This window comes from Pseudomonas sp. B22(2017), from assembly GCF_002113105.1.
GTDB classification, from domain to species: domain Bacteria; phylum Pseudomonadota; class Gammaproteobacteria; order Pseudomonadales; family Pseudomonadaceae; genus Aquipseudomonas; species Aquipseudomonas asiatica.
Map to the genome: position 1 here is coordinate 368,556 of NZ_NEJN01000004.1, position 16,426 is coordinate 384,981.

Consider the following 16,426-nt stretch of genomic DNA (forward strand, 5'->3'; position numbering starts at 1 on the left):
TGTGGGCCTGTTCGCCCGCCCGCAGTGCCTGCGGGCGGGCGTTGCCATCAGTTGGCGACGATGTTGACCAGCTTGCCCGGAACCACGATGACCTTGCGGATGGTCAGGCCATCGATGAAGCGCAGGACGTTCTCGTTGCTGCGCGCGGCGGCTTCGATTTCTTCGCGGCTGGCGGCGGCCGGCATTTCGACCTGGCCACGCAGCTTGCCGTTGACCTGCACCACCAGGGTGACGGTGTCCTGTACCAGGGCTGCCTCGTCGACGGCTGGCCAGCTGGCGTCGATGACGGCCTGCTGGTGGCCCAGCTGTTGCCACAGCTCGTGGGAGATGTGCGGGGTGATCGGCGCCAGCAGCAGGGTGACGGCCTCCAGGCCTTCCTGCAGCAGGGCACGGTCCTGTTCAGTGGCCTGCGGGGCCTTTTCCAGCACGTTCATCACGGTCATCACCTGGGCGATGGCGGTGTTGAACTTGTGGAACTGGCCCACGTCGGTGCTGGCCTGCTTGATGGCGGCGTGGATGGCGCGGCGGATGACCTTCTGCGCGTCGTCCAGGGCGGCGACATCCAGCTTGCCCGGCAGGCCTTGGGCTACATGAGCCTGGGCCAGGCGCCAGACGCGGCGCAGGAAGCGGCTGGCGCCTTCGACGCCGGAGTCGGACCATTCCAGGCTCATGTCGGGCGGCGAGGCGAACATCATGAACAGGCGGCAGGTATCGGCGCCGTACTGGTCGATCATCGATTGCGGGTCGACGCCGTTGTTCTTCGACTTCGACATCTTCTCGGTGCCACCGATTTCCACCGGCAGGCCGTCGGTCTTCAGGCGGGCGCCAATGATCTTGGCCTTGGCATCACGCTCGACCTCGACATCGGCCGGGTTGAACCAGTCCTTGCCGCCGTTGCTGGCCACACGGTAGTAGGTTTCGGCGACCACCATGCCCTGGGTCAGCAGGTTCTTGAACGGCTCGTTCGAGGTGACCAGGCCTTCGTCACGCATCAGCTTGTGGAAGAAGCGCGCGTACAGCAGGTGCAGGATGGCGTGCTCGATACCGCCGATGTACTGGTCGACCGGCAGCCAGTGGTTGGCCGCTTTCGGGTCGACCATGCCACCTTCGTAGTTCGGCGAGGCGTAGCGGGCGAAGTACCAGGACGACTCGACGAAGGTGTCCATGGTGTCGGTTTCGCGCTTGGCCGCGGTGCCGCATTTCGGGCAGCTGCACTCGTAGAATTCAGGCATGCGCGCCAGTGGCGAACCGGCACCGTCCGGCACCACGTTCTCCGGCAGGGTGACCGGCAGCTGGTCTTCCGGCACCGGTACGTCGCCGCAGGATGGGCAGTGGATGATCGGGATCGGGCAGCCCCAGTAGCGCTGGCGGCTGATACCCCAGTCACGCAGGCGGAACTGGGTACGCGATTTGCCCAGCTCCTTGCGGATCAGGGCGGCTTCGATGGCGTCGAAGGCACCGGCGAAGTCCAGGCCGTCGAATTCGCCGGAGTTGATCAGTTGGCCGTGCTCGCCATAGGCGGCCAGCCACTCGCTGCCGACTTCGTCGCCAGCGCTGGTGCGCACCACGGCCTTGACTGGCAGGTTGTACTTGTGGGCGAACTCGAAGTCGCGCTCATCGTGGGCCGGCACGGCCATGACGGCGCCATCGCCGTAGTGCATCAGCACGTAGTTGGCGACCCATACCGGCAGCTTCTCGCCGGTCAGCGGGTGCTCGACCAGCAGGGAAGTGGCCATGCCCTTCTTCTCCTGGGTGGCCATGTCGGCTTCGGCAACGCTGCCGCTCTTGCACTCGTCGATGAACGCCTGCAGCGCCGGATTGCCCTGGGCGGCCTGGGTGGCCAGCGGGTGTTCGGCGGCGACGGCGACGTAGGTGGCGCCCATCAGCGTGTCGGGGCGGGTGGTGAAGACCTTGAGGGTGCCTTCGTGGCCGATGCTGGCCAGGTCGTACGGGAACTGCACTTCCATGCCGCGCGACTTGCCGATCCAGTTGCGCTGCATGGTCTTGACCTGCTCAGGCCAGCCCGGCAGCTCGTCGAGGCTTTCCAGCAGCTCGTCGGCGTAGTCGGTGATGCGGAAGTAGTACATCGGGATTTCGCGCTTCTCGATCAGCGCGCCCGAACGCCAGCCACGGCCGTCGATGACCTGCTCGTTGGCCAGTACGGTCTGGTCCGCCGGGTCCCAGTTCACGGTACCGTTCTTGCGGTAGATGATGCCTTTCTCGAACAGGCGGGTGAACAGCCACTGCTCCCAGCGGTAGTAGTCGGGCTTGCAGGTGGTGACTTCACGTGCCCAGTCGATGGCCAGGCCCAGGCTCTTGAGCTGGGTCTTCATGTAGTCGATGTTTTCGTACGTCCACTTGGCCGGGGCGACGTTGTTCTTCATCGCCGCGTTTTCCGCGGGCATACCGAATGCGTCCCAGCCCATCGGCTGCAGGACGTTCTTGCCCAGCATGCGCTGGTAGCGGGCAATCACGTCACCGATGGTGTAGTTGCGCACGTGGCCCATGTGTAGCTTGCCGCTCGGGTACGGGAACATCGACAGGCAGTAGTAGGTGTCCTTGCCTGGCTGTTCGGTAACAGCGAACGATTGTTGCTCGTCCCAGAACTTCTGGGCGGCGGCTTCGATATCACGGGGCGTGTATTGTTCGTGCATGGCTACTTTTTGCTGAGAGGGAAGAGACCTTGTTCCAGGCAGCGGAACCTCGCTGCGTCCGGCACTCCGGTGTCGTTTAGAGTGAACGCCGTAGCATACAGCAGCGCCGCGCATCGTGGGAAACCTTCGTTGCGAATGCCCGCTGGTCGCGGCACACGGCTGCTTTTTTCAACGACGCTAAGCTCAGGTGTGGGGGGAGATATTCTTATCTTCAATGAGGTGAACGGATGGGAGAGACGCAGCTACCCGCAATCAGACCGGAGCTATACGAACGCCTGATCGACCGGCTTGGCCTGGCGCTGGAAGTGGCCAGGACCTCGGTGCGATTGCGCGACGAAATGCCAGCCGAGCTGGAGTTGCGTGGCCTGAGCCACGCAGAGTTCGAACTGATCAAGGCCTACCTGGATTCCCTCCCGGAGCGCCACAATGCCTGTGTCGGCAGTTACCCACAAGCGGAGCCGACATCGGCCAAGATCATCTGGCTCAAGGACAAGAAACGCCCCGCCAGCACGGCGAGATCCAGGACGCTGCCGCATCGCTAGCCGTTCAGGACGCCAGGCGCAGGCAATCGCGCGCCGGTTCTTAAATTTTGCACAGCTCACGATTGGCGCCGGCCACACCCTTGTTGACCGGCGTCGATCCTTCTAGGCTGCACGCCTGCCAAGGAGGTGTGGCCAATGCCGATCCGATTCTTCGTCAAACAATGGCTGATGCCGCCAGGCGTCCTGTTCCTGCTGCTGCTTGTGGCGTGGTGGCTGCGTCGCCGCCGGCCCAGGCTGGCAGCGCTGTGTTTTGCCGTGGGCCTTGGTGGCCTGTGGCTGATGAGCCTGCCGCTGGTGGTGCAGGAAACCGCCCGTGCGCTGGAGACGGAAGCGCCGCTGGCGGTAAGCGATTGGGCCGGCCTGGCAAGCCGGGCGGATGCCATCGTGCTGCTGGGCGCGGGGCGTGAGCGAGGTGACCCGGCCTGGGGTGGTAGCGACCAGCCCACGGCCACGGCGCTGGAGCGCATGCGCTTCGCCGCGCGGCTGGCCAAGGCTTCGGGCTTGCCGGTGCTGACCAGTGGCGGGTTGCACTATGGCACGCCGCCGAGCGAGGCGCGGTTGATGGCTGATCGCCTGCGTGAAGATTTCGGTGTCGAGGTGAAATGGCGGGAGGAGGGCAGCCGCACGACCTGGGAGAATGCCCGGCTAACGGCCAAGGTGTTGCAGCCGTTGGGGATGCGCCGGGTGGTCGTGGTGACCCAGGCCTGGCACATGCAGCGCTCGCGCTGGAGCTTCGAGCAGGCGGGGTTCGAGGTGGTGCCGGCGCCAGTCGGGTTCCTCGGGCGCGATCATGCGCGGCCGTTCGGCGGGTTGCTGCCGGAGAGCCGGGCGATGTGGCAGAGCGGGCAGTTGCTCAATGAAGTGGCCGGGTTGGTGGGGTATCGGCTGTTCTACTGATTTACCGGCTTACGCGATCCCTTGTAGGAGCGGCCTTGTGTCGCGATGGGCTGCATGGCAGCCCCAGATTTCAGCTTCTATGCCGGGAATGCCGGGGCCGCTTTGCGGCCCTATCGCGACACAAGGCCGCTCCTACAGTGATCTGCGTCGCCTGGTTAAACAGTCTTGGCTATACGGCCTGCCAGCAACGCCCAACCCAGCAGCAATGCACAGACAATCGCCAGCGGCCACGACCGCCATTGCAGGTACGGCGTCAGCTTCTGCATCGGCACCACCTCGCCATACAGCACCGCCTGCTGGAACTGCGGTACCTGCGTGGTAATGCGGCCAAACGGGTCGATCAGCGCGGTCACGCCATTGTTGGTGGCGCGGATCATCCAGCGCCCGGCTTCCAGCGCGCGCATCTGTGCCATCTGCAGGTGCTGCAACGGGCCGATCGAGGTACCGAACCAGGTGTCGTTGCTGATGGTCAGCAGCAGGTCGCTGCGGGACGCCAGGCCTGCGGCGAATTCGGGATAGACCACCTCGTAGCAGATGTAAGGCGCAATCTGGTAGCCCTTTGCCTGCAGCAGCGGCTGGTCTTCCGGCCCGCGGGCGAAGTCCGACATGGGCAAGTTGAAGAACTCGATCAGGCCACGCAGCATGTCCTGCAGCGGCACATACTCGCCAAAAGGCACCAGCTTCTGCTTGAGGTAGGTGCCATCGCCTTCACCAGTGACGGTGATGCCGTTGTAGTAGCGGCGCTGGTGATGCACCACTTCACGCACCGGTACGCCGGTAATCAGCGCCGAATGCCGCTCGGCGGCAAACCGGCCCATCACGTCGATATAGCCTTGGGCCTGGTCCTTGAGCACCGGGACCGCGGTTTCCGGCCACACCAGCAGGTCTACCGGCCTGGAACTGAAGCTCAGGTCACGGTACAGCGCCAGCTGCGCATCGATGTGCGCCGGGTCCCATTTCAGGTCCTGCTCGACGTTGCCCTGGATGGCCGCCACTTTCAGTGGGTCGCCCGCCGGCTTGGTCCAGGCATGGCCCTTGAGCGCCAGGCCCAGCACCCACGGGGCCAGCAACAGCAGGCAGCCCACCGCGAGGAACGAGGGGCGGGCGCGCAGGCGGTGCACATTGCACAGCAGGGCAGCGGTCAGGGCCAGTGCGAAGGAAATCAGCCACACGCCACCCAGCGGTGCCAGGCCGGCCAGCGGGCCGTCCAGCTGGCTGTAGCCGGCGTAGAGCCAGGGGAAGCCGGTCAGGAACCAGCCGCGGAAGGCCTCTTGCAGCAGCCACAGGGCGGCAAAGCACAAGGCGTCGGCCAGTGGTGCTTCGGTGCGGCGCAGCCAGCGTGCCCACAGCCAGGTGGGCAGGGCGAAGAACCAGGCCAGGGCGGCGAAGAAGGCCAGCAGCAGCAGGATCGCCAGCAGCGGCGAGGCACCGCCGTAGGTGTTCATGCTGACGTAGATCCACCAGGTACCGGCACCGTACAGGCCGAAGCCGAACCACCAGCCGCGCCACATGGCCTGGCGCGGGCTGAGCTCGCGCAGGCCGAGGTAGAGCAGGGCGATGGACAACACGGCCAAGGGCCAGATGTCGAAAGGCGCCAGGGCCAGGAGGGTGGAGGCACCGGCCGCCAGGGCCAGCAGGTTACCGGGCCAGCCGGGGCGGGTGATCCAACGCATGTTTGTCCTTAACGGGTGATCGGTGTCAGGCGCAGCAAGTGTATCCGCCGGCTGTCGGCATTGAGAATACGGAACTTGTAAGGGCCGATCTCGGTGGTCTCGTTGCGCTTGGGCAGGTGACCGAAGGCGCTCATTACCAGGCCGCCGACGGTGTCGAACTCGTCATCGGAGAATTCGCTGTCGAAGAACTCGTTGAAGTTTTCGATCGGGGTAAGCGCCTTGACCAGGAAGTCGCCGCTGGGCAGCGGTTTGATGTAGCTGTCTTCCTCGACGTCGTGCTCGTCCTCGATGTCGCCGACGATCTGCTCCAGCACGTCCTCGATGGTGACCAGGCCGGCCACGCCGCCGTACTCGTCGATGACGATGGCCATGTGGTTATGGTTGGCGCGGAACTCGCGCAGCAGCACGTTCAGTCGCTTGGACTCGGGCACGAAAGTGGCCGGGCGCAGCAGGTCCTTGATGTTGAAGCTGTCGCCATTCTCCTTGAGGATCAGCGGCAGCAGGTCCTTGGCGAGCAGGATCCCGAGCACATCGTCGTGGCTTTCGCCGATCACCGGGTAGCGCGAGTGCGCGGCGTCGATCACCGCCGGCAGGAACTCGCGAGGCGACTGGCTGGCCTTGATGCTGATCATCTGCGAACGCGGCACCATGATGTCGCGAACCTGCAGGTCGGCCACCTGGATGGCGCCTTCGACGATGGTCAGCGCTTCGCTGTCCAGCAGTTTGTTCTGATGGGCTTCGCGCAGCAGTTCAAGGAGTTGCTGGCGGTTTTTCGGCTCATGGGCAAAAGCCTGGGTCAGTTTACCCAGCCAGGACTTCTGCCCGTTGCTCGATCGATCTTCGCTCATGGCGGTTCTCGTGATCCTTCGTGTTTCAGTGTGTGATGGTGTCGGTTTCATCGTCGGCGTACGGGTCGGGATGACCCAGTTCTGCCAGCAATTCCCGTTCCAGGCCTTCCATTTCCTCGGCTTCCTCATCCTCGATGTGGTCGTAGCCGAGCAGGTGCAGGCAACCGTGTATGACCAGGTGTGCCCAGTGCGCTTCCAGCGACTTGCCTTGATCGGCGGCTTCGCGCTCGACCACTGGCACGCAGATCACCAGGTCGCCCAGCAACGGGATATCGAGCAGGTCGTCGGGGACGTCGGCCGGGAACGACAGCACATTGGTCGCGTAGTCCTTGTGCCGGTAGGTGTGGTTCAGCTCGCGGCCTTCGGCTTCGTCGACCAGGCGAATGGTCATTTCCGAATCGGCGCTGCGCTGGCGCAGGGCCAGTTCGCACCAGCGGCGAAAGGCGGTGTCATCCGGGGCGGCAGCATCCGTGGCCCGTTGAATATCGAGTTCAAGCATCTTTGCCGGGCGCCTCGGGCTTGGCCTGGCGGGCATCGAAGCGGTCGTAGGCCTCGACAATGCGCTGCACCAGTGGGTGACGAACCACATCTTTGGGTTGGAAGTGGGTGAAGCTGATCCCCGGAACGTCCTTCAGCACCTCGATGACGTGTGCCAGACCTGACTTGGTGCCACGGGGCAGGTCGACCTGGGTGATGTCACCGGTGATGACCGCGGTGGAGCCAAAGCCGATACGGGTGAGGAACATCTTCATCTGTTCCAGCGTGGTGTTCTGGCTCTCGTCGAGGATGATGAAGCTGTTGTTCAGGGTGCGGCCACGCATGTAGGCCAGCGGGGCGATCTCGATCACCTGGCGCTCGATCAGCTTGGCCACGTGTTCGAAGCCGAGCATTTCGTACAGGGCGTCGTACAGCGGGCGCAGGTACGGGTCGATCTTCTGGGCCAGGTCGCCGGGCAGGAAGCCGAGCTTTTCGCCCGCCTCTACCGCAGGTCGCACCAGCAGGATCCGGCGCACCTGTTCGCGTTCCAGCGCGTCCACGGCGCAGGCCACGGCCAGGTAGGTCTTGCCGGTACCGGCCGGGCCGATGCCGAAGTTGATGTCGTTGGCCAGGATTTCCTTGACGTAGCGTTGCTGGTTGACCCCGCGCGGGCGGATGTTGCCCTTGCGCGTGCGCAGCGACACGCTGACCTCGTTGACGGCCGGGTTGTCGATGTTCTCGACGGTCGATTCCTGCAGGTACAGATGCACGGTTTCCGGCGACAGGTCGCTGGCCTTTGTCTCGCGGTAGAGACGGCGCAGCAGTTGTTCGGCAGCGGAGGTGGTCTTGGGTTCGCCGATCAGTTCGAACTGATTGCCGCGGTTGCGGATCTCGATGGCCAGGCGCTGTTCGATCAGGCGCAGGTGCTCGTCGAACTGGCCGCACAAGTTGGCGAAACGGTGGGCCTCGAAGGGTTCGAGGATGAAGCGATGGGGTTGTATGGGTGCGTTCAAGGTCGTTTTTAGCCGCTCGACGGCAATGGATGTGAACTCAAGAATAACCCTTGAATGGCAGTGGCGAAAGCACTGAAACGTTCAACGGTATGTATGGCCTGTTCCGGCCCTATCGCCGGCAAGCCGGGCTCCCACAGATACTGCACAGGCCTGAAGCTTGCGCAGTACCTGTGGGAGCTGGCTTGCCGGCGATCAGGCCGGGACAGGCAACACAGATCAGCAAACCTGTCTGCTATGATGCCCGCCTTTTCTTACGCATGTGTTATCCCGACGAACATGAGCAAACGCGAACCTGCCATCTATAAAGTGATCTTCCTCAACCAGGGGCAGGTCTTCGAGATGTATGCCAAGCAGATCTACCAGAGCGACCTGTGGGGGTTCCTGGAAATCGAGGAGTTCGTGTTCGGCGAGCGTTCGCAGCTGGTGGTGGACCCGAGCGAGGAGAAGCTCAAGAGCCAGTTCGATGGGGTGATCCGCAGTTTCGTGCCGATGCACTCGATCGTGCGCATAGACGAGGTGGAGCGCCTGGGTACGGCGAAGATCAGCGAAGCCAAGGGTGGCGGCAACGTGATGCCGTTCCCCATGCCGATGCCGGAAAAGTAACCCTCAGGGGAGTGGCGAGAACGGCGTGCGCCCTTCGGCGTTCTGCAGTTCCAGCAGGTACTTGCGGAAGATCTGGCCGAGCACCTGGGTGGCATGCTCCAGCTCGTCGCGGGGCATTTGCTCGGTCACTTCGTCGGCCATGTCCAGCGCATCCTCGGCGCCGTTGACCGCGGCCATCTTCAGCAGGATGTAGGCCTGCACATTGTTGGCCTTGACCCCTTCGCCACGGAAGAACATGGCGCCCAGGCGATACTGGGCCTCGGCATGGCCTTGCAGCGAGGCCTTTTCGAACCAGTTCAGGGCTTTGCCCAGGTTTTTCGGCGTTTGCGTGTAGTAGTACTCGCCCAGTTCGAATTGCGCCTGGGCATCCCCCGCCGTTGCCGTCTGCTCACAAGCCTTGAGGGCGTTTGCCAGGTCTTCAGGCTGGACATTCAAGGTGCAGCGGCCCGTCGCCGGAATCAGCAACGAGTTACCGCCCTCCGCCAGGGCCAGCAGGGGCTGAAGAAGCAACAGGCAGCCCAGGGTCAGGGCGCGGCCGGTGCGGTTCATGGGGATCGACTTACCTCTGCAAAGCTGCGGCCAATGTCTCTGGTGGCACATTATGGGATAAGCAGCGCCAACCTTACAAAGTTTTACTCGATTTTCTGCTTGGTTGGGGAAGTCAGCTGATTGTGCATGGGTATTTGTTGCCTGTGCCGGCCTCTGTGGGAGCGGCCTTGTGTCGCGAAAGGGCTGCGAAGCAGCCCCAGCAATCTGTGCATTACTGCTGAAGTGCTGGGGCCGCTTTGCGGCCCTTTCGCGACACAAGGCCGCTCCCACAAAAGCGCGGTGCTGCGCGCTATTTCAGGGCTGCAAAAGCCTTTTCAGCCGCATCCAGGGTGATCTGCAGCTCCTTGTCCCCATGGGCGATGGAGGTAAAGCCGGCCTCGAACGCGCTCGGCGCCAGGTACACGCCACCATCGAGCATCAGGTGGAAGAAGCGCTTGAAGCGCTCGGCATCGCTGGCCATCACGTCTTCGAAGGTGACGATGTCGTCGGCACCGCTGAAGTACAGGCCGAACATGGCACCGGCCTGGGTGGTGACGAACGGCACGCCAGCGGCATCGGCGCGCTGTTGCAGGCCGTCGAGCATGCGGCTGGTGTAGTCGGTCAGCTCGGCGTGGAAGCCCGGGCGGCTGATCAGCTTCAGGGTGGTCAGGCCGGCGGCCATGGCCAGCGGGTTACCCGATAGGGTACCGGCCTGGTAGACCGGGCCGAGCGGGGCGATGCAGCCCATGATTTCACGCTTGCCGCCGAAGCAGCCGACCGGCATGCCGCCGCCGACGATCTTGCCGAAGGTCGACAGGTCCGGCTTGATGCCGTAGTGGCCCTGGGCGCCGCCGAGCGAAACGCGGAAACCGGTCATCACTTCGTCAAAGATCAACACCACGCCGTGCTTGTCGCACTGCTCGCGCAGGCCTTCGAGGAAGCCTGGCGCCGGCGGTACGCAGTTCATGTTGCCGGCTACCGGCTCGACGATGATGCAGGCTACGGTCTGGCCGACTTCGGCCAGGGTTTTCTCGACGGCGGCTATGTCGTTGAACGGCAGGGTCAGGGTGTGCTTGGCGAAGTCCGCCGGCACGCCCGCCGAGCTTGGCACGCCCTGGGTCAGCAGGCCGGAGCCGGCTTTTACCAGCAGGCTGTCGGAGTGGCCGTGGTAGCAGCCTTCGAACTTGATGATGGCGTCACGGCCGGTGTAGCCACGGGCCAGGCGGATGGCGCTCATGGTGGCTTCGGTGCCCGAGCTGACCATGCGCACCATCTCCATGGATGGCACCAGCGAGCAGACCAGGTCGGCCATCTCGGTTTCCATGGCGGTCGGGGCGCCATAGGACAGGCCGTGCTCCAGCTGCCTGCGTACCGAGTCCAGTACCTCCGGGTGGCCGTGGCCGAGGATCATCGGGCCCCAGGAGCCGACGTAGTCGACGTAGCGCTTGTCATCCTCGTCAACGACGTAGGCGCCTTCGGCATGCTTGAAGAACAGCGGCGTGCCGCCAACGCTCTTGAAAGCGCGGACCGGTGAGTTGACGCCACCGGGGATGTGCTTCTGGGCTTGGGCGAACAGGGCTTCGGAACGGGACATGGGGGTTCTCTCGAATCAGGATGCGAACAAGGCGTTGAAGGCGCGGGCGCGGCGGGTGACTTCCTGCGCGCTGTCGGCACCGAACAGGCCGTGGATCACCGCCAGCAGGTCGGCGCCATGGGCGACCAGCGGGGCGGCGTTGTCGAGGGTAATGCCGCCGATCACCGCGATCGGCAGTTTCACCTGGGCGCGGGCCTGCTCCAGCAGTTCGATGTTGGCAGCGGGTGCACCCGGCTTGGTGACGGAATTGAAGAAGCGGCCAAAGGCCACGTAGCTGGCGCCTTCGCTGGCAGCCTGCGCGGCCAGCTCGAGGCTGGCGTGGCAGGTGGAACCGATGATCGCCTGGCGGCCGAGCAATGCGCGGGCCGGGGTCAGCGGGCCGTCGGTCTGGCCCAGGTGCACGCCGACGCCCAGGCGCGAGGCCAGTTCGGCGTCGTCGTTGATGATCAGCTGAGTGCCGTAGCGCTCGCAGAGCTGCATAAGCCCTTCAGCTTCGCGCAGGCGGCGTGCCGCGTCGTCACTTTTGTCGCGGTACTGCAGCAGGCATACGCCGCCTTCGAGTGCCGCCTCGACATGGGACAGGAAACGGCCAGCGAGCAGCTGGCTGTCGGTGATGGCGTACAGACCGCGTAGCTTCATTGGAGGCCTCGTGTCAGGAGCAGAAATCCAGCGGCAGGCGGCGCGGCACGAACTGGCCCTTGCCCAGCTGTTCGGCGTCACGCAGGGTGCGCCAGGTGTAGTCCAGGGCGCTGCGGACGGCGCTTTCCAGCTGCTCGCCAAGGGCCAGGCGGCCGGCCAGGGCACTGGCCAGGGTGCAGCCCGAACCGTGGTAGCTGCCCGGCAGGCGCTGGCAGGTCCAGGTGTGGTGCTGGCCGTCGCGGCTGTACAGGCGGTTGTGAATTTCGTCTTCGTCGCCGTGACCGCCGGTAATCAGCAGGTGTCTACAGAACGGCAACAGTTTCTCGGCACACTCGTCGGCAGTGCCTTCGGGCAGTTCGGCAAGGATGCGGGCTTCGGGCAGGTTCGGCGTGGCGATGGTCGCCAGCGGCAGCAGGCGTTCGCGCAGGGCGTAGCCCACTTCGTCCTTGCCCAGGCGGCCACCACCACCGGCACGCAGCACTGGGTCGCAGACCAGTGGCAGGTGCGGGTGGGCGGCCAGCAGTTCGGCGACGGTGTCGACCATTTCGATCGAACCGAGCATGCCGAGCTTGACGGCGGCCACCGTAGAGTCGGCCAGCACGGCGTTGGCCTGGGCCAGCACCCACTCGCGGTCGAGCACGCGGAAGTCGGAAACGTTGACGGTATCCTGCACGGTCAGGGCGGTCACTGCGGGTGCGGCGTGACAGCCTTGGGCGATCAGGGCTTCGATATCTGCCTGCAGGCCGGCGCCGCCACTGGGGTCGTGGCCGGAGAGACAGAGGACAACGGGGCGGGAGCTGTAGATATTCATGGTCGGCGAGCTTACCACCAATCCTGTTTGGGCGGATCGTCCTACAAACGAGTTTTGTTGATCATAAGGTCAGATTTTTGCCGGTTTAATTTCTGAAAGTATTGATTTAGAGCCTTTTCTTTGTGATTGGATATGGTCGATTGCCAGCTTGCGAAGCTATGCTAGAGTGCTCGGATAACTCTACAAACGGGTTCTGCCGGATCGTGTCGTCTCAAACGGATGGGAGGCAACCGCGACTCGACTGGACAGGCCATGCTGGGGCTGTATGCGCTATTTGCTGATTGTGCTTCTGGGCTTGCTGCCCGTGCTGGCCGGGGCAGTCGATTTCGACGCAGCTACCCGGCATCTTCCGCTGGGCAAGGCCATGCAGGTTTATGAAGACCCCGATGGCAGTGCCAGCATCACCCAGGTCAGTGCCCCTGATTTCGCCAAGCATTTTCGCCCCCACCACAAAGACGTGTTGAACGCCGGTTATTCCACCTCGGTGTTCTGGCTCAAGGTCGAACTGCGCCCTGTCGCCGCGCCTGACGCCGCCCCACGGCAATGGCTGCTGGAGTTGGCCTACCCGCCGCTGGATCACCTCGAGCTCTACCTGCCCGACGGCAGCGGCAGTTACCGCCTGGCCCGGCGCACCGGCGACGCCTTGCCCTACCACAGCCGTCAAATACTGCAGAACAACTATCTGTTCGAACTGCAGCTGCAGCCTGGCCAGGTGACCACCGCCTACCTGCGCCTGCACAGCCAGGGCTCGGTGCAGGCGCCGCTGGCGCTTTGGTCTGCCCAGGCCTACATGGAGGAGCAGCCCACGCGCCTGTATGTGCTGGGGATGATCTACGGCGTGTTGCTGGTGATGCTGGTGTACAACCTGTTCATCTACCTCAGCGTGCGCGACGTCAGCTACCTCTACTACATCCTCTATATCGCCTCGTTCGGCTTTTACCAGGTGTCGGTTAATGGCGCCGGTGTGGCCTACTTCTGGCCGGACAGCCCTTGGTGGGCAAATGCCTCGACGCCATTGTTCATCGGTTCCGCAGGCCTGTTCGGTTGCCAGTTCGCCCGGCATTTCCTTCAACTTGGCAGCATCAGCCGTGCTTTCGATCGGCTGCTGCAGTTGCTGATGCTGGGGGGCGCGCTGGTCATGGTGCTGGCGGTGACCATGCGCTACGGTGTCGCTTTGCGCATGGCCACGGTGCTGGCGTTGCTGTTTACCGTGAGCATCTTCGCTGCCGGGCTGTATGCCTGGTGGCGTGGCTTGCGCGTGGCACGCTGGTTCATCATCGCCTGGACTGCGTTCCTGCTCGGTGGGCTGGTCAACACCCTGATGGTGTTGGGCTACCTGCCGAACGTGTTCATCACCATGTATGCCAGCCAGCTGGGGTCGGCGCTCGAGGTTGCCTTGCTGTCGCTGGCGCTGGCTGACCGCATCAACAGCCTGCGCGAGCAGCAGGCGCAGGCCTTGCGTGAAACCGGGCGCACGCTGGAGCAACTGAACCTGCAACTGGCCAGGAGCAACCGGCTGAAAGACGAATTCCTGGCCAGCGTTACCCATGAGCTGCGCACGCCGATGAATGGCGTTATCGGCTCGCTGGAGCTGATGCATACCCTGCCGATGGAGGCCGAGATGGCCCAGTACCACCGCACGGCGGTGGGCTCGGCCCAGGGCATGATGGATATGGTCGATGCCATACTTACCCTCTCCGAACTACAGGCCGGCCGCCTGCGCGCGCAGCCGGCGCCATTCAGCCTGCGTGACCTGCTGCAGGGCGTACGTGCCGGTTATGCCGGGCAGGCTTTGGGCAAAGGCTTGTACCTGAGCCTGGACATCCCGGCCGATGTGCCGGACGGGTTGCAGGGCGATGCTCAGAAGCTGGCCCGCTGCCTGGGGTGCCTGGTGGACAACGGTTTGAAGTTCACCCACCAGGGCGGGGTGATGATCCAGGTGCGCGGGCGCCGGGTGGGGCCGGACGACCTGTCGCTGACCTTCATGGTCAGCGACAGCGGTATCGGCTTCGATGATCTCGATCAGGCGACCCTGTACCAGCGCTTCTTCCAGGTCGATGGCTCGATGACCCGGCGTTATGGCGGGCTGGGGATTGGTTTGTCGATTTGTCGGCAGATGGGGGAGTTGCTGGGGGCGAAGTTGTCGCATGAATCGACGCGGGGGTTGGGCAGCCGCTTCGAGTTGAGTTTGAACATGGCTATTGCGCAGGTGCAGATGAGCCCGCACATACTGCAGGCGCGGCAGTCGCTGTGAAGGCATGGCATTTGGTTGTGGCAAACACCTCTCATCCCCGCTGCATCCTCAACATATGCGCCCCCCACCACATGTTTAGTCATTAATGTCACTTTGACTGACCCACGGGGAGTGCTTCACTGGGGCTCTCAAGCTACCCGGATCCAGGAGCCCCCGATGAACCTGCACCAGTACGCTGAAACCCACGAAGTCACCAACCAGCCACCGCCCCTCGACGGTGCCAACCTGTACCGTCTCGACCTTCCGCTACAGGAATGGTCGCGGCGTTTCGGTGCGGGTTGGGCCGAATCGCGGATCGATGCCTACGGTGCCCTGGCCGGCGGCCCGCTGATGCAGGCGGGCTTTCTGGCCAATGCGCACAAGCCGGAGTTCAGTAGCCACGACCGCTACGGCCATCGCATCGACCTGGTCGAGTTCCACCCCGCCTACCACGAACTGATGCGCACCGCCGTCGAGCACGGCCTGCCGTCGCTGCCATGGGCCGAACCCCGCCCAGGCGCCCATGTGGCGCGGGCTTCGATGACCTACCTGCACAGCCAGGCCGAGGCCGGTACCGGCTGCCCGCTGACCATGACCTTCGCCGCCGTGCCAGCGCTGCGGCTGCAACCCGAACTGGCCGAATACTGGCTGCCGAAAATCCTCGCCTGCGAGTACGACCCGCGTAACGTCGGCGACCGTCACAAGGCCGGAGTCACCCTGGGCATGGCCATGACCGAGAAGCAGGGCGGCACCGATGTACGCGCCAACACCACCCGGGCTTATCCAGTCGGCGCCGCAGGCCCGGGCCAGGCCTACGAACTGGTTGGGCACAAGTGGTTCTGCTCGGCGCCGATGTGCGATGCCTTCCTGACCCTGGCCCAGACCGAAAAAGGCCTGAGCTGCTTCCTGCTGCCGCGTCACCGCCCGGATGACAGCCGCAACCAGTTCTATATCCAGCGCCTGAAGAACAAGCTGGGCAACAGTTCCAACGCCTCCAGCGAGGTGGAATTCCGCGGTGCCCTGGCTTGGATGGTCGGGGAAGAAGGGCGGGGCGTGCCGACCATCATCGAAATGGTGGCCATGACCCGCTTCGACTGCATGGTCGGCTCCAGCGCCCTGATGCGCCAGGCGCTGACCCAGGCGACCCACCATTGCGCGCACCGCAAGGTCGGCGGGCGGCTGCTGAGCGAGCAGCCGTTGATGCAGAACGTGCTGGCCGACCTGGCGTTGGAAAGCGAGGCCGCGCTGGCCCTGAGCCTGCGCATGGGGCAGGCGCTGGAGCAGCTGGAAGACCCGCAGCAGGCGCATTTCGCCCGGCTGGTCACGGCGGTGGGCAAGTACTGGATCTGCAAGCGCGCCCCGGCCATGATCAACGAGGCCGCCGAGTGCCTGGGCGGGGCGGGTTATGTGGAAGACAGCATCCTGCCACGGCTGTACCGCGAAGCGCCGGTCAACTCCACCTGGGAAGGCTCGGGCAATGTGCAGTGCCTGGACGTGCTGCGGGCCTTGTCCAAGGAGCCGGGGGTGCTCGATGCGCTGTTTGCCGAGCTGGGCGATGGGCACGGGGACCCGCGCCTGGCGGCGCACATCGGCAACCTCAAGGGGGCGTTTGCCGACACTGGCGACATGCAGTACCGCGCGCGGCAGCTGACCGAGGATATTGCCCTGGCGCTGCAGGCCAAGCTGCTGCTGGAGGCGGGCAATGCGGTGGTCAGTGATGCGTTTATCGACAGCCGCTTGACGGGGGGCGGGCGCGTGTACGGGGCGTTGCCGCGGGGTGTGGATGTGGAGGCATTGGTGGCCAGGGCTACGCCAACACAGGACCTGTAGGAGCGGCCTTGTGTCGCGATAGGGCTGCGAAGCAGCCCCAGGGGATCAGCGCAGATGCACAAATTGCCGGGGCTGCTTTGCAGC

The 16,426-nt window shown here is 64.2% G+C and carries 14 protein-coding genes; 5 read left to right on the forward strand and 9 right to left on the reverse strand.

Translation table 11 applies throughout. From position 1 onward, the window contains the following. Positions 1-47: 47 nt before the first annotated feature. Complete coding sequence (gene leuS / locus CAG18_RS12060) at positions 48-2,654, reverse strand: leucine--tRNA ligase (protein WP_085720945.1); 2,607 nt, start codon at positions 2,652-2,654, stop codon at positions 48-50. Positions 2,655-2,881: 227 nt separating this feature from the next. On the opposite strand from leuS, the gene CAG18_RS12065 reads away from it, so the two are divergent. Together CAG18_RS12065 and CAG18_RS12070 are read left to right on the forward strand one after the other, a co-directional pair. Next, entirely contained in the window at positions 2,882-3,196 is a 315-nt protein-coding gene (locus CAG18_RS12065; RefSeq protein ID WP_003257582.1) for a hypothetical protein, read from the forward strand. 135 nt (positions 3,197-3,331) lie between these two features. Then, positions 3,332-4,093, forward strand: coding sequence for a YdcF family protein (locus tag CAG18_RS12070; RefSeq protein ID WP_039613559.1), 762 nt, complete (start codon positions 3,332-3,334; stop codon positions 4,091-4,093). Between the two features lie 155 nt (positions 4,094-4,248). Here the strand turns inward: CAG18_RS12070 and lnt are convergent, their stop codons facing one another. Genes lnt through CAG18_RS12090 form a run of 4 tightly spaced genes read right to left on the reverse strand, consistent with a single transcriptional unit; the run spans position 4,249 to position 8,104 of the window. Then, on the reverse strand, positions 4,249-5,766 hold the full coding sequence (lnt, locus tag CAG18_RS12075; RefSeq protein ID WP_085720946.1) for an apolipoprotein N-acyltransferase: 1,518 nt from the start codon (positions 5,764-5,766) through the stop codon (positions 4,249-4,251). A gap of 8 nt (positions 5,767-5,774) precedes the next feature. Further along, a complete protein-coding gene (locus tag CAG18_RS12080; RefSeq protein ID WP_003257584.1) occupies positions 5,775-6,614 on the reverse strand; it encodes an HlyC/CorC family transporter in 840 nt (279 codons plus the stop codon). 25 nt (positions 6,615-6,639) lie between these two features. Next, entirely contained in the window at positions 6,640-7,113 is a 474-nt protein-coding gene (ybeY, locus tag CAG18_RS12085; protein WP_013974343.1) for an rRNA maturation RNase YbeY, read from the reverse strand. Continuing rightward, a complete protein-coding gene (locus CAG18_RS12090; protein ID WP_013974342.1) occupies positions 7,106-8,104 on the reverse strand; it encodes a PhoH family protein in 999 nt (332 codons plus the stop codon). Before CAG18_RS12090 ends, ybeY begins: the two co-directional genes overlap by 8 nt. A gap of 276 nt (positions 8,105-8,380) precedes the next feature. Between CAG18_RS12090 and CAG18_RS12095 the strand changes: the two genes are divergently transcribed. Further along, a complete protein-coding gene (locus CAG18_RS12095; RefSeq protein ID WP_013974341.1) occupies positions 8,381-8,707 on the forward strand; it encodes a DUF1820 family protein in 327 nt (108 codons plus the stop codon). 3 nt (positions 8,708-8,710) lie between these two features. On the opposite strand, the gene CAG18_RS12100 is transcribed toward CAG18_RS12095, so the two are convergent. From CAG18_RS12100 to CAG18_RS12115, 4 genes are all read right to left on the reverse strand, one after another. After that, positions 8,711-9,256 carry a tetratricopeptide repeat protein gene (locus CAG18_RS12100; protein ID WP_003257587.1) on the reverse strand — a complete coding sequence of 182 codons (546 nt, stop codon included), beginning with the start codon at positions 9,254-9,256 and terminating at the stop codon, positions 8,711-8,713. 289 nt (positions 9,257-9,545) lie between these two features. Beyond that, a complete protein-coding gene (gene hemL / locus CAG18_RS12105) occupies positions 9,546-10,829 on the reverse strand; it encodes a glutamate-1-semialdehyde 2,1-aminomutase (protein ID WP_013974339.1) in 1,284 nt (427 codons plus the stop codon). A 15-nt stretch (positions 10,830-10,844) separates the two neighbouring features. After that, on the reverse strand, positions 10,845-11,468 hold the full coding sequence (gene thiE, locus CAG18_RS12110; RefSeq protein WP_085720947.1) for a thiamine phosphate synthase: 624 nt from the start codon (positions 11,466-11,468) through the stop codon (positions 10,845-10,847). Between the two features lie 13 nt (positions 11,469-11,481). After that, positions 11,482-12,279: a hydroxymethylpyrimidine/phosphomethylpyrimidine kinase gene (locus tag CAG18_RS12115; RefSeq protein WP_015271931.1), complete on the reverse strand. Its 798-nt coding sequence runs from the start codon at positions 12,277-12,279 to the stop codon at positions 11,482-11,484. Positions 12,280-12,544: 265 nt separating this feature from the next. Here CAG18_RS12115 and CAG18_RS12120 point away from each other — a divergent pair, with 265 nt between their 5' ends. Together CAG18_RS12120 and CAG18_RS12125 are read left to right on the forward strand one after the other, a co-directional pair. Continuing rightward, a complete protein-coding gene (locus tag CAG18_RS12120; RefSeq protein WP_085720948.1) occupies positions 12,545-14,533 on the forward strand; it encodes a hybrid sensor histidine kinase/response regulator in 1,989 nt (662 codons plus the stop codon). A 156-nt stretch (positions 14,534-14,689) separates the two neighbouring features. After that, the gene (locus CAG18_RS12125) at positions 14,690-16,342 is read left to right on the forward strand and encodes an acyl-CoA dehydrogenase family protein (RefSeq protein ID WP_054573600.1); all 1,653 of its coding nucleotides are present in this window, start codon (positions 14,690-14,692) and stop codon (positions 16,340-16,342) included. Positions 16,343-16,426: the final 84 nt, after the last annotated feature.

Bases quoted from the DNA above. Each gene is read 5' to 3' on its own strand.
- leuS (WP_085720945.1), bottom strand. From the start codon at position 2,654: ATGCACGAACAATACACGCCCCGTGATATCGAAGCCGCCGCCCAGAAG.
- CAG18_RS12065 (WP_003257582.1), top strand. From the start codon at position 2,882: ATGGGAGAGACGCAGCTACCCGCAATCAGACCGGAGCTATACGAACGC.
- CAG18_RS12070 (WP_039613559.1), top strand. From the start codon at position 3,332: ATGCCGATCCGATTCTTCGTCAAACAATGGCTGATGCCGCCAGGCGTC.
- lnt (WP_085720946.1), bottom strand. From the start codon at position 5,766: ATGCGTTGGATCACCCGCCCCGGCTGGCCCGGTAACCTGCTGGCCCTG.
- CAG18_RS12080 (WP_003257584.1), bottom strand. From the start codon at position 6,614: ATGAGCGAAGATCGATCGAGCAACGGGCAGAAGTCCTGGCTGGGTAAA.
- ybeY (WP_013974343.1), bottom strand. From the start codon at position 7,113: ATGCTTGAACTCGATATTCAACGGGCCACGGATGCTGCCGCCCCGGAT.
- CAG18_RS12095 (WP_013974341.1), top strand. From the start codon at position 8,381: ATGAGCAAACGCGAACCTGCCATCTATAAAGTGATCTTCCTCAACCAG.
- CAG18_RS12100 (WP_003257587.1), bottom strand. From the start codon at position 9,256: ATGAACCGCACCGGCCGCGCCCTGACCCTGGGCTGCCTGTTGCTTCTT.
- hemL (WP_013974339.1), bottom strand. From the start codon at position 10,829: ATGTCCCGTTCCGAAGCCCTGTTCGCCCAAGCCCAGAAGCACATCCCC.
- thiE (WP_085720947.1), bottom strand. From the start codon at position 11,468: ATGAAGCTACGCGGTCTGTACGCCATCACCGACAGCCAGCTGCTCGCT.
- CAG18_RS12115 (WP_015271931.1), bottom strand. From the start codon at position 12,279: ATGAATATCTACAGCTCCCGCCCCGTTGTCCTCTGTCTCTCCGGCCAC.
- CAG18_RS12120 (WP_085720948.1), top strand. From the start codon at position 12,545: ATGCGCTATTTGCTGATTGTGCTTCTGGGCTTGCTGCCCGTGCTGGCC.
- CAG18_RS12125 (WP_054573600.1), top strand. From the start codon at position 14,690: ATGAACCTGCACCAGTACGCTGAAACCCACGAAGTCACCAACCAGCCA.